Source organism: Streptomyces sp. NBC_01017 (genome assembly GCF_045162795.1).
GTDB classification, from domain to species: domain Bacteria; phylum Actinomycetota; class Actinomycetes; order Streptomycetales; family Streptomycetaceae; genus Streptomyces; species Streptomyces machairae.
Map to the genome: position 1 here is coordinate 11,000,578 of NZ_CP108683.1, position 13,942 is coordinate 11,014,519.

Below are 13,942 nucleotides of genomic sequence, written 5' to 3' on the forward strand. Positions count from 1 at the left end.
GCTGCGGCCGTACTACGAGGAACTCGGCGTCGCCGCCCCCACCGCCGCCGACGTGGCCGGACTTCGGCGCGCAGGTGAATGCCTTGCTCACCGCCGCCCCGCCGGTCATCAGCCTCGTGATGGGGCTGCCGCCCCGACGTCTGGTCGAGGAGGCCCGGCGGCTCGGCATCGCGTTGATCGGTACGGCGACGACCATCGAAGAGGCCATCGCCCTGGAGATCTCGGGCCTGGACGCGATCGTCGCCTCCGGCAGCGACGCGGGCGGCCACCGGGGAGCCTTCCTGCGCCCCGTCCGGGAGTCCCTGGTGGGCACGTTCTCGCTGGTCCCGCAGGTGGCGGACACGGTCGCGGTGCCTGTGTCACCTTCGTCCATCGTCCGACGGCTCGTCAGTCGCCTGCCGCAGTAAATACCGGATTTACTGCGGCAGGGCCTCTATCACCGCGACCTGCGGCGGGGCGATTCGGCCGCCGGGGCGAGGTGTACGCATTTACTGCGGCAGGACCAGAAGGGCGGGACGGGCATGGCGAACGAACCAGTGGCCGAACTCGGGAGCGGGGTGCGCTCAGGTTGCCGCGCGCCCGGGTGGGGCCCCTGTCCGTCTCGCCGTCGTCGTACACCGCGGCGGTCGAGCGGTACATCACCGGCGCCGGCATCCCGAAGTCCCCCGCCAGGGTCTATCGGATCTCGCTGACGACGTGGGGGTGGATGTTCGCTGGCGAACCGGCGCCGACCGGGCCCGCCCGCAGGGGAGGCGACCATGGAACTGATGGCCAGTGCGCTGGGAATCGGCGTACCCCTATTCCTCCGTATGGCCGAGGACGTTGTCGATGAGGTCGAACATCTCGTCGTCCGAGGCAAGGACGAGATCGCGCCCCTTCGCCGCGTCGGCCTGGACGCGCTCCTGCTCCCGCCATTTCAGGAAGATAGTCTCCAACAGAGTGTCGATCTCCTCTCTGCGCTCGTCCCCGGCGGGAATCGCGGAGAGCGCGGTCTGCAGTTTCCTGAGCTGGGCCATCACGGGACGGACCACATCGCCCCGCTGGTCACCGATGCCCGCGGCCAGATGCCGGGCCAGCGCGGTCGGTGTGGGATGTTCGTAGGCGACCGTGGTGGCCAGCCGCACGCCTGTGGCGGCGTGGAGGCGGTTGCGCAGCTGGATGGTGGCGAGTGAGTCCAGCCCCATCTCCTTGAACGCCTGGCTCGCCGGGATCGCCGCGGTCGCGTGTCCCGACACCGCCGCGACGTGTGTGATCACCTGCCGCAACAGCTCGTCCTGGAGTTCGTCGGAGTGCAGGGCGGCCAGGTGTTGGGGTGAGGGAGTGCCGTCGGCGCTCGTTCCGGACGGGGGCTCACCGACGCCCGCGGAGGTGAGGTCGGAGAGCAGGGAGCCGGGCCGGCCGGTCGTATGGGCGAACCGGTCCCAGTCGACGTCCGCGATGGCGTAGAAGGAGCCCGGCCGGGCGAGGCTGGAGGCGAAGGCGTCCAGGGCGAGGGGTGCCGGCAACGGGGTGAGGCCGTCGTGGTGCCGGAACTGGGCCACCGCGGAGGTGAACATCCCGGTATCGGCCCAGGGGCCCCAGGCGAGCGAGGTCGCGGGAAGCCCGAGCCCCCGCCGGTGCTGGGCCAGCGCGTCGAGGACTGCGTTGGCGGCGGCGTAGTTGCCCTGCCCGGGCGAGCCGACGGTACCCGCGAGGGACGAGAACAGGACGAACCGCTCCAGCGGATGGTCACGGGTGAGTTCGTGCAGATGCCAGGCGGCATCGGTCTTCGCCCCGAAGACCGTGCCCAGGCGTTCTGGGGAGAGTGAGGCGATGAGTCCGTCGTCGAGTACCCCGGCCGCGTGGACGACGCCCGTGAGCGGTGTGTCGGCGGGCACGGTGCGGATCAGGCGGTCCAGCGCCTCACGGTCCGTGATGTCGCAGGCGGCGATGGTGACCGTCGCCCCCAGCTCGACGAGTTCCGCGCGCAGGCTGTCCGCGCCCGGGGTGTTCGGTCCCCGGCGGCCGGTCAGGAGGAGGTGTTCGGCTCCGCTGCGGGCCAGCCAACGGGCCACATGGGCGCCCAGCCCCCCCAGCCCACCGGTGACCAGTACCGTACCGCGCGGGCGCCAACCGGTGAGCCCGTCCGGGTAGGTTGGGGCCGGGAGCCCGGTACGGGTGAGGCGGGGGACGTATATCCCCGAGGAGCGGAGAGCCAGCTGGTCATCCCCGCCCTCGGCCGTCAGCGCGTCACAGAACCATGACCAGGACCGCTCGTCCATCGCCTCGGGCAGGTCGATCAGCCCGCCCCACAGATGCGGGGCCTCCAGGGCGATGACCCTGCCCAGGCCCCACACTGCGGCCTGGCCCGGCCGGAGCACCGGGTCCTCCTCGCTGATGCCGACCGCACCCCTGGTCACGCTGCGGACCGGCGCGTCGACCCCGAGGTCTTCCAGCGCCTGCACCAGCCCGAGAGTGGCCGTCACCGCCCGGGGCACCGAGGGTTGCGCGGGATCCCTCCGTTCGTCCAGCGACACCAGCGACACGATCCCGGCCAGTGGAGCGGGTAGCGGAGTGCCGGTGAGCAGCTGCCGCCAGGTCTCCCGGTCGGCACCGGTGGCGCGCGACTCCACGGCCACCGCGCCACGCTCTCCCAGCGCTCGCAGCAGGGCCGAGACCGTCTCGTCGTACGCGCCGTCCGACGGTGCGATGACCAGCCAGTGACTGGCCGTCACCCCCGGCGGCGCCACCGCCGGGACCCAGGGGCGCCAGCCCATCTCGTAGCACAGCGGATCCCCCGTGGCCCCCGCCGTCGCACCGCCCCGGTCCTCTCCGGTCGCCGGTGCGCCGCCGTCCCGCAGCCAGTATCGCTCGCGCTGGAAGGCGTACAGGGGCAGGTCGACGGTCCGGCCCCCCGCACACCAGGCGGCCCAGTCCACCGAAGCGCCCCGGGTGTGGAGGACCGCCAGCGCCGCCGGCAGGGTTTCGGTTCCGGGGCGTCCCTCGCGCAGGCATGACACCAGCTCGACGGCGTCGGGATCGCCCGGCTGAGGGGCCAGGTTGTGCTGGCCCAGAGCCGTGAGCGCGTGGCCCGGACCCACCTCCGCATACAGGCCCACACCGGCCTTCGACAGCCAGTCCAGGCTGTCCTGGAAGCGGACGGTCGCGCGGGCGTGGCGCGTCCAGTAGCCGGGTGAGCAGATCTCGGCCGCGGTGACCGGTGAGCCGGTCACCGCGGAGACGATCGGTACCGTGGGCGGCTGGAACCGCAGTGTGGCCAGCGCCTCGTGGAACGGTTCGAGTACCGCGTCCATGTGGTGCGAGTGGAAGGCGCGATGGACGGCCAGCCGGGTCGTACGGTGTCCCTGGGCTGCCATGCGGTCGGCACAGTCGAGGACAGCTTCCTCGTCGCCGGAGATGACCACCGCCTCGGGGCCGTTCACCGCGGCCACCGCGACCTCGTGCTCCCGGCCCGCGATGAGCGACCGGACGTCGTCTTCCGACGCGGCGAGGGAGACCATCGTCCCGCCGGGCGCCAGGGTGTGCATCAACCTGCCGCGCGTGACGACCAGTGTGCAGGCGTCGGCCAGGGACAGCACCCCGGCCACATGCGCTGCGGCGATCTCGCCGACAGAGTGTCCCGCCAGGAAGTCGGGCTGGACGCCGTGGTGGGTCAGTAGCCGGAACAGCGCCACTTCGATCGCGAACACGGCGGCTTGGGCGTAGTCGGTGCGTTCGAGCAACCCTGCCTTGTCGGTGCCCTTGGCAGCGAACACCGCTTCCTTCAGGGGATGTTCGAGCTGTCCGTTCAGCTCGGCGCAGATCGCGTCGAAGGCCTCCGCGAAGACGGGGTACGCCCGGTGCAGGTCCTCTCCCATGGCGGGCCACCCGGTGCCTTGTCCGGGGAAGAGGAAGGCGGTGGTGGGGTTGGGGGTGGTGCTGCTCGTGACCGTGCTCGAGGTGGCGGAGCCGTGGGCGATGTGGGTGAGTTCCGTGCTTAGTTCGCCGATGTTCGGGGCCAGGACGACGGCGCGGTGAGGGTGGTGTTTGCGGGTGGTGCCGAGGGAGTGGGCGAGGTCGAGGGGATCGGTGTGGGGGCCCAGATGCCTCAGGAGTTCCCGGGCCTGGCTGGGGAGCGCCCCGGCGGTGGTGGCGGAGAGGGCGAAGGGGAGCACGGGGGCGGTGGAGCGGTCGGCTGGCGCGGTGGTGGCCGAGGCGGCGTCGTCCGCGGGGGGCTCTTCGAGGATGAGGTGGGCGTTGGTCCCGCTGATGCCGAAGGAGGAGACGGCCGCCCGGCGCTCGCGTTCGCTGGCCGTCCACGGCTGAGCCTCCGTCAGCAGCCGTACGGTCTCGCCTGACCAGTCGACCTGTGGCGTGGGGCTGTCCACATGCAGGGTCTGGGGCAGCAGCTCGTGCCGCAGGGCTTCGATCATCTTGATCACACCGGCCACGCCGGCCGCGGCCTGGGTGTGGCCGAGGTTGGACTTCGCCGAGCCCAGCCACAGCGGCCGGTCCGCGGGGCGGTTCTCGCCGTAGGCGGCCAGCAGCGCCCCCGCTTCGATCGGGTCGCCGAGCGAGGTCCCGGTGCCATGCGCCTCGACCACGTCGATCTCGTCGGCGCACAGCCGGGCGTTGGCCAGGGCGGCCTCGATCAACCGCTGCTGGGCCGGGCCGTTGGGGGCGGTGAGACCGTTGCTGGCCCCGTCCTGGTTGACGGCCGAGCCGCGGATCACCGCCAGCACACGGTGCCCGTTGCGGCGGGCGTCCGAGAGGCGCTCCAGCACGACCAGGCCCGCGCCCTCGGAGAAGCCGGTGCCGTCGGCGGCGGCGGCGAAGGGCTTGCAGCGGCCGTCGGGAGCGAGGCCCTGCTGCTGGGAGAACTCGATGAAGTGGGCGGGGGTGGCCATGATGGTCGCCCCGCCGGCCAGAGCGAGGGTGGTTTCGCCGTTGCGGAGTGACTGGGCGGCGAGGTGGATGGCAACCAGGGAGGAGGAACAGGCGGTGTCGATGGTGATGGCGGGGCCCTGGAGTCCGAGGGTGTAGGAGAGTCGGCCGGAGGCGACGCTGCTGGTGTTGGCGATGGACCGCTGGCCGATGAGGTCGAGGGGAATGCCCGGGTGGGCGGCGTACTCGCCGGGGATGAGCCCGGTGAAGACGCCGGTGCGGGTTCCGTGGAGGGTGCTCGGGTCGATCCCGGCGGACTCTAGCGCGTGCCAGGCGACTTCCAGTAGGACCCGCTGCTGGGGGTCCATGATCAGTGCTTCGCGGGGGCTGATGCCGAAGAAGGTGGGGTCGAAGTCGGTGGCGTCGGTGAGGAACCCGCCGTGGCGGGCGTAGGTCCTGCCGGGTTGCGGGGTGGCGCTGTCGGGGTCGTAGAGGGTGTCGATGTCCCAGCCGCGGTTGCGGGGGAAGTCGCAGACCACGTCCCGGCCTTCGCTGAACACCTCCCACAGGTCCTGCGCGGAGCGCACCCCGCCGGGGAACCGGCAGCCGGTCCCCACGATGACCACGGGATCGTCGTCGCTCGCGGCGGTGGGCAGCGGCGTCGGCCGGCTGGCCGGCGCGGACACCCGGCCTGAGAGATAGTCGGCCAGCGCTGTCGGCGTGGGGTGGTCGAAGACCGTGGTAGCGGGCAGCCTCAGCCCCGTGGCGGCGCTGAGCCGGTTACGGAGTTCGAGCCCGGTGAGCGAGTCGAAGCCCAGGTCCCTGAAGGCGCGGTCGTCATCGATCCGGTCCGGTGCCGCGTGCCCGAGCACGGTGGCCACGGTGGTCCGGACCAGTTCCATCAGTGCCCGGCCGTCCGAGAAGGCGACTGGACCTGCGGGATCCTGAGGTGAGAGCGCGGGCGGGCGCGAGGCGGGCAGCACCCGCCGGCTGGCGCCGAGCAGTGAGGTGAACAGCGCGGGCACCGTGCCGTGCGCGGCCTGCATGCGCAGTGCCGCCAGGTCGAGCCGGGCGGGTACCAGCAGCGCGGAGTCCAGCGCGAGTGCTGCATCGAAGAGCATGACACCTTGCTCCTCGCTCAGCGGTACCAGACCGCCGCGCGCCAGTCTGGCCCGGTCGGTGCGGCCCAGATGTCCGGTCATCCCGCTGTTGCGGTCCCACAAGCCCCATGCCAGGGATGTCGCCGCAAGCCCCCGGGCCCGGCGATGGTGGGCCAGCGCGTCCAGGAACGTGTTGGCGGCGGCGTAGTTGCCCTGGCCGGGAGTGCCGGACGTTCCCGCGACCGACGAGAAGAGCACGAACGCGGAAAGACTGAGGGACTCGGTCAGCCGGTGCAGGTTCCAGGCGCCCACCGCCTTGGGACGCAGTACGCCCTCCAGGCGCTCCGCGTCGAGCGATTCCACGGTGCCGTCATCGAGGACGCCCGCCGCGTGGATCACCGCCGTCAGCGGGTGCTCGCCGGGTACGCCCGCCAGGACGGCGGCGAGCCGCTTGGCGTCGGCCGCATCGCAGGCCGCGATGGTCACGTGGGCGCCCAGCGCGCCGAGTTCGGCGTGGAGTTCGGCCGCTCCGGGGGCGTCCTGCCCGTGGCGGCCGGTCAGCAGCAGCCGCCGTACACCGTGTTCGGTGACCAGATGACGGGCGAGGAGACCGCCCAGGGTCCCGGTGCCGCCGGTGATCAACACAGTGCCGTTGGGGTCCCAGGGGGCCGGGCGTCCGGCCTCGGCCGGGGTGGCCCGGCTCAACCGGGGCGCGATCAGCTGCCCGTCGCGCACGGCCAGTTGCGGTTCGCCGGACGCGGCCGCGGTGCGGAGCAGGCCGATGTCGGTGCCCCCGGCATCGGTGTCGACGATCAGGAAGCGGCTCGGGTGCTCGGACTGGGCGGTGCGCAGCAGGCCCCACACAGGCGCATGGGACAGGTCGGGTACGTCCTCACCGGGGGCCGCGGCGATTGCGCCCCGGGTGACGACGACCAGGCGCGAGGTGGCGAACGCCTCATCGGCCAGCCAGCTCTGGAGGAGGTCGAGGACACCGGTCGTGGCCGCGCTCAGTGCGGCGGGCACCGCGGGCGCACTCCGGTTCTCTGGTGCCGTGTCCTGGCCGTCAGGGACGGTCCGGCAGGCGATGACCACGACGTCCGGTACCGTCTCGCCTCCCTCGACCGCCAGGCGCAGCGACGCGAGGTCGGGATGGCATGACACCGCCGGGTCCGCGATGTCGAGGCCGGAGCCGTCCGGCCCGAGTACCGCCCATCGGCCGCCAGAGGCGGCGGAGGCGGGACGGGTCACATCGACCCAGTCGACCTGGAACAGCGACCGCTGGTGGTCCCGGCCGGCGCCCGCGTGCTCCGGCCTCACCGGCCGCAGGGTGAGGCCGTCGACGGACGCCACCGCGAGCCCGGTGCTGTCGGCGGCCGTCAGCGAGAACTCGCCGTCGCCGGTCGGTGAGAGCCGTATCCGCAGCGCGGTGGCCCCCGTGGCGTACAGAGACACTCCCGTCCAGGAGAAGGGCAGTTGGATCATGTCACCGTCCGCGCCGGGTTGCGCCCCGGTCAGCAGCGGGTGCAGGGCGGCGTCGAGCAGCGCTGGGTGGATGCCGAATCCGGGCGCGTCCTCCTGGAAGCTGGCGGGCAGGGCGACCTCGGCGTATGTGTCGTGGCCCAGTTGCCATACGGCCGTGAGCCCCTGGAAGGCCGGACCGTACTCGTACCCGGTCTCCGCCAGGCGCTCATAGGCGTCGGTGAGGTCCAGCGGCTCGGCGTCCGCCGGCGGCCACGGACCGAGGTCCTCCTGACCGTCGGCGCCGCTGATCAGAGACCCGGTCGCATGCCGGGTCCACACCGTCTCGGGCAGCGCGGCGCGGTCGGCGGCGCGGGAATACACCGAGACCGGGCGCCGGCCGGACTCGGGCGCGCCCACGGTGAGCTGGAGTTCCACGTCGCCCTCGTCGGGCAGGACCAGGGGCGTCGCCAGGGCGAGTTCCTCGACCCGGTCGCAGCCGGCCTGTCCTCCCGCGTGCAGGGCCAGTTCGACGAAGGCCGTACCGGGCAGCAGCACCGTGCCGTTCACTGCGTGATCGGCCAGCCAGGGCTGGGCGCGCAGCGAGAGCCTGCCGGTGAAGACCAGGCTGTCGTCGTCGGCCTTCGCGACGGCGGCGCCCAGCAGCGGATGCTCGCAGGCGAGCAGCCCGAGCCCCTGGGCGTCTGCGGCCGACGTGGTCGGCAGCATCCAGAACCGTTCGGGCTGGAAGGCGTAGGTCGGCAGATCGGTGTACTCGGCGGTGCCGGGCCGGAAGGCCTCGGCCCATCGTGCGTTCAGCCCGTGCACATGCGCCTCGGCGACGGACGCCAGGAAGCGGTCCAGACCGCCATCGTTGCGCCGGAGCGTGCCCAGGGCAGTGCCGCCCTCGGTGGTCTCGTCCAGGACCTGCTGAACGTCCATGGTCAGCACGGAGCGTGGACTGGACTCGATGAATAGCCTGTGGCCTTGGTCGGCCAGCGTGTGGATCACGCTGTCGAACTCCACGGGGTGGCGCAGATTGCGATACCAGTAGTCCGCGTCCAGCTTGGCGGTGTCGATCAGGCCGCGGGTCAGCGTGGAGTAGAAGGGCACGTCGCTCGACCGGGGTGTGATCGGGGACAGCTCGGTCAGTAGCCGCTCACGCAGTTGTGCCACCTGACTGGAGTGGGAGGCGTAGTCCACGGGCAGCCGGGACCACCGGACGTCCGATCCGGACAGCTCCTGGCTCAGCTCGTCCAGCGCCGCCGGCTCACCCGAGACCACCGTCGACTGGGGGCCGTTGACCGCGGCGATCGAGATGCGGTCCCGCCAGGGCCGGATACGCTCCTCTGTCTCCTGACGCGGTAGCCGGACCGACATCATGCCGCCCTGCCCGGAGAGGGCGCGCAGCGCCTTGCTGCGCAGCGCCACCACGCGGGCACCGTCCTCCAGGGACAGCCCCCCGGCCACCGTGGTGGCCGCGATCTCGCCCTGCGAATGCCCCACGACCGCCGCCGGCTCGACTCCGTACGCGCGCCACGCGGCGGCGAGGGAGACCATCACGGCCCACAGCGCCGGCTGCACCACGTCGACTTCGGCCAGCGCGCTCTCGTCGGCCAGGACATCGGGGAGGGACCAGTCGATGAACGGTGCCAGGGCCCGCCCGCAGTCAGCCATCCGCTCGGCGAAGGCCGGGGAGGTGGCGAGGAGGTTCACCGCCATGCCGGCCCACTGGGTGCCCTGTCCGGGGAACACCAGCACCGGGCGGTGCCCGGTACGGGCCCGGCCGGAGCACACTCCCGCGGCCGGTGTCCCGGCGGCAACCGCGTCCAGACCCTTCAGCAGGGAAACGCGGTCCCGGCCCACGATCACCGACCGGTGGTCGAACACGGACCGGCCGCTCGCCAGGGTGTAGGCCACATCGGTGAGGTCCAGGTCCGGATGGCGGTCGAGGTGGGCCCGCAGACGCGACGCCTGGTCGCGCAGCGCCGCTTCGCTCCGGCCCGAGAGCACCCAGGGCGTCGCCGCCTGCAGGCCGCCGTCCCCGGCAGGGGCAACCTCCGTGGCGGCCGGCGCCTGTGCGTGGGGTGCCTCCAGCACCAGATGGGCGTTGGTGCCGCTGATGCCGAAGGAGGACACGGCGGCGCGGCGGGCACGTCCGGTCCGGGGCCACTCGGTGTCCTCGGCGAGCGGGGTGACCAGGCCGCTGCTCCAGTCGACATGCCGGGTCGGCTCATCCAGGTGCAGCAGCTTCGGCAGCAGCCCGTGCCGCATGGCCAGCACCATCTTGATGACGCCGCCGACGCCCGCCGCGGCCTGGGCGTGACCGATGTTGGACTTCAGGGAACCGAGCAGGAGCGGTCGGTCCGCGGGGCGGTCTTGGCCGTAGGTAGCCAGCAGGGCCTGAGCCTCGATCGGGTCGCCCAGCGGGGTGCCGGTGCCGTGCGCCTCGACGGCGTCGACCTCGGCCGCTGCCAGCCTTGCGTCGGCCAGCGCTTCGCGTATCACCTGTTCCTGCGCGGGGCCGCTCGGTGCCGACAGGCCGTTGGAGGCGCCGTCCTGGTTCACCGCCGAGCCCTTGATCACCGCGAGGACCCGGTGCCCGTTGCGGTGGGCGTCGGAAAGCCGTTCCAGTACCAGCAGTCCGGAGCCCTCGGCCCAGGCGGTGCCGTCCGCCGTCCCCGAGAACGACTTGCACCGGCCGTCCGGCGCCAGCCCTCGCAGCCTGGAGAACTCGACGAACATCTCCGGGGTCGCCATGACGCTTACCCCGCCGGCGAGCGCCAGGGAGCACTCGCCTCGGCGCAGCGCCTGCGCCGCCAGGTGCAGTGCCACCAGGGAGGACGAGCACGCCGTGTCCACGGTGACGGCGGGCCCCCGCAGGCCGAAGACGTATGCCAGACGGCCCGACACCACGCTCGAGGTGTTGCCGGTGACCAGGTGGCCCTCGAGTCCTTCCGGCACCGTGTGGACGCGTGGTGCGTAGTCGTGGTGCATCACACCGGCGAAGACGGCGGTGCGGCTGTCCCTGACCGATGCCGGATCGATGCCCGCGCTCTCGAACGCCTCCCAGGCGGTGGTCAGCAGCAGTCGCTGCTGCGGGTCGGTGGTCAGTGCCTCGCGCGGCGAGATCCCGAAGAACGCGGCGTCGAAGTCGGCCGCGTTGTGCAGGAAGCCCCCGTACCGGGTGTAGGACTTCCCGCGCCGGTCCGGGTCGGGGTCGTACAGTCCTTCGACGTCCCAGCCCCGGTCCGTGGGGAAGCCGCCGATCGCGTCCGTGCCGGAGGCAGCCAGCTGCCACAGCTCCTCCGGCGTCGACACGTCACCGGGATAGCGGCAGGCCATGCCGATGATGGCGATCGGGTCGTCCCGGTCGGCGGAGGCCGCTGGCCCTGCCTCCGCCGCGGACACCGGGGCCGATGGGGTGTCGGGCAGCTGGGCGAGCAGTCCGTGGGCCAGTCCCGTCGGCGTCGGGTGGTCGAAAAGCGCGGTCGGGGACAGCGGCGACTGTGCCGTCTCGCCGAGCCGCACCAGCAGCTCCGCGCCCATCAGCGAGTCGAAGCCCAGGTCCTGGAAGGTACGGGTCGGATCGACCTGGTCGGCGCGGTACTCTCCGAGTACGTCGGCCGCGTGCTCCAGCACCAGTTCGAGCACCGCACGGTTCTGCTCGGCGGCGGGCAGCCCGGCCAGTCGGGCCTGCAGTGAACCGGTCGCTGCGGGCTGCTCGCCGGACGGCCAGGCGGGCGCGTGCGTGGGCGTATCCGCGGGTGTGTCGGCGGGTTCCTGCGGCCTGCCGCTCTTCCACCAGTGCCGCTCACGCTGGAACGCGTACGTGGGCAGCCGGACCGGGCGTGCGCCGCTGTTGGCGAAGGCCGTGGTCCAGTCCACCGTGACGCCCCGGGTGTGCATTGCGCCCAGGGCCGTCAACAGCGTCTGGGACTCGGGGCGGCCGGCCCGCAGCGTGGGGACGACGGCCGCGGTGTTCCCCGGCGCAGCGGCCACGCAGTCGCGCGCCATGGTGGCCAGTGAGCCGTCGGGGCCCAGCTCGACGAAGACCGTCGTGCCCGAGGCGAGTAGGGCCCGCACGGCCTCCAGGAATCGCACCGGCTCTCTGGCCTGGCGCACCCAGTACTCCGGGGTGCTCATCTGCTCCGGCGGTACCGGTTCACCGGTGAGCGTCGAGACGATGGGGACGCGTGGTGGCTGGAACGTCACCGCCGCGACGGCCGCGCGGAACTCCTCCAGCACCGGCTCCAGGTGGGGGGAGTGCAGGGCGTGGGAGACCCGCAGCCGCTTGGTCTTGTGGCCCCGCGCCGCGAGGACGTGCACCACCTCGGCCACGACGTCCTCGTCGCCGCTGAGCACCGTGGCCGCCGGGCCGTTGACCGCGGCCAGCGACAGCCGGTCCTCGCGGCCGGCGAGGAGGTCGCGCACCTCGTCGGCGCCCGCCCGCACGGACACCATCGCACCGTCCGTCGGCAGGCTCTGCATCAGCCGCCCACGGGTGGCTACCAGGGCTGCCGCGTCCGGCAGCGAGAACAGCCCGGCGACATGCGCGGCCGCCAGCTCGCCGACGGAATGCCCGGCGAGCTGGTCCGCCCGGACACCGAACGACGTCAGCAGCCGGTAGAGCGCCACCTCCAGGGCGAAGACCGCCGCCTGGGTGTACAGCGTCTGGTCCAGCAGGGCCGCTTCGGGTGAACCCGGGGCGGCGAACACGACCTCGCGCACCGGCCGTTGCAGATGGCTGTCCAGGTACCGGCACACCTCGTCGAAAGCCGCCGCGAACGCGGGGAACGCGACGTACAGTTCCCGGCCCATGTCCAGCCGCTGGCCGCCCTGTCCGGCGAACAGGAACGCGACCCGGGCGTTCGGGTCGACCACGCCCCGGGACACCCGCACGGGCTGGCGCCCCTTCGCGAGCGCCCGCAACGCCACCAGCAGCGTGGTCCGGTCGGACGCCGCCGCAACGGCCCGGTGCTCGAAGGCGGTACGGGTGGTGGCCAGCGAGTGGGCGAGGTCCACCGGATCGACCTGGGGGTGGTCCTCGACGAAGGCCGCCAGGCGCTCGGCCTGTGCGCGCAGGGCGGGCCCGGTGCGTGCCGACAGCAGAGCGGGAACTACCTGGGGTCCGGTCGTCTCAGGCCGCGGTGGTGCCGCGGGGGTGTGGGCCGGTGCTTCGGCGAGCACCAGATGGCAGTTGGTGCCGCCCATGCCGAAGGAGCTGACGCCCGCCACCAGAGGCCCGCCGGAGCCGCTCCATGGCTTGAGTTCGGTGATGACCCGCAGCCGCAGGGACTCCAGTGGGATCTGCGGATGCGGTGTCTCGAAGTTCAGGCTCGGGGGCAGTTCACGGTTCCGGAGCGCCAGCGCCGTCTTGATCAGGGAGCAGATGCCGGCAGCGGCTTCCAGGTGCCCCAGGTTGGACTTGACCGACCCCACCGGCAAGGGGTGCCCGGGGCTTCGCCGGGCACCCAGCACGGCACCCAGGGCGGCGGCCTCCACCGGGTCGCCGACCCTGGTGCCCGTTCCGTGCAGCTCCACGTACTGGACCAGGGCTGGATCGACACCGGCGTTCCGGTACGCCAGCCTCAGCAGCTCTTCCTGGGCGTCCTGGCTGGGCACGGTGAGGCCCTCGCCGCCGCCGTCGTTGTTCACCGCGCCGCCGCTGATGACGCAGTGGACGCGGTCGCCGTCGGCGAGGGCCTTCGCCAGTGTCTTCAGCACGACGACACCACCGCCCTCGCCGCGCACGAAGCCGTTGGCCCGGGCGTCGAAGGTGTAGCAGCGGCCGTCGGGGGAGAGGCCACCGAAGGCCGCCGCATCCTCCTCGCTCGCCGCCGCGAGGTTGAGGTTCACACCGCCGGCGAGCGCGATCTCCGACTCGCCGGTCAGCAGGCTCTGGCAGGCCAGGTGAACGGCGGTCAGGGAGGAGGACTGCCCGGTGTCCACCGTCATGCTCGGGCCGCGCAGACCGCAGAAGTACGAGACGCGGTTGGCGATCAGGCTGCGCTGCAGCCCGGCGAACGAGTGGTGCGTCCGCAGATCCGGCCCCAGGCCCTGGGCCAGCCGCGCGTAGTCGTCCCGCATCGCGCCGATGAACACCCCGCAGCGTTCGCCCCGGAGCGTCGCCGGGACGGTGCCCGAGTCCTCCAGCGCCTCCCAGCTCAGCTCCAGCATCAGCCGCTGCTGCGGGTCCATCACGGCGGCTTCGCGGCGTGAGACACCGAAGAACCCGGCGTCGAACCCCGCGACATCCGCGAGGAACGAGCCCCACCGGGTACCCGCTCCGCCCGCCGCGGACCCGTCGCGGTCCCAGCGGCCCTCGGGCACCTCGGTGACGGCGTTCCCGCCGGTCCGCAGCAGGTGCCAGAAGGCGTCCGGGCCTGCCGCCTCCGCGAAGCGGCAGGACAGTCCGACCACCGCGACCGCGTCCGCCCGGCCGGATTCCGCCATGCCGGTACCCACCGTTGTCTCGTCCACAATTCACCTCATGAAGAAGGGGCCGCCAAGAAGGGCCG

Annotated in this window: 2 protein-coding genes; one reads left to right on the forward strand and one right to left on the reverse strand. The window is 72.6% G+C overall.

Features of this window, described 5'->3' with window-relative positions; translation table 11 throughout:
- Positions 1-83 precede the first annotated feature (83 nt).
- The gene (locus tag OG331_RS50490; protein ID WP_406191000.1) at positions 84-407 is read left to right on the forward strand and encodes a nitronate monooxygenase; all 324 of its coding nucleotides are present in this window, start codon (positions 84-86) and stop codon (positions 405-407) included.
- A 390-nt stretch (positions 408-797) separates the two neighbouring features.
- Here the strand turns inward: OG331_RS50490 and OG331_RS50495 are convergent, their stop codons facing one another.
- Positions 798-13,877, reverse strand: coding sequence for an SDR family NAD(P)-dependent oxidoreductase (locus OG331_RS50495; RefSeq protein ID WP_406209590.1), 13,080 nt, complete (start codon positions 13,875-13,877; stop codon positions 798-800).
- Positions 13,878-13,942: the final 65 nt, after the last annotated feature.

Excerpts from the sequence above, each read along its gene's own strand:
- OG331_RS50495 (WP_406209590.1), bottom strand. The coding sequence starts at position 13,877 with ATGGCGGAATCCGGCCGGGCGGACGCGGTCGCGGTGGTCGGACTGTCC.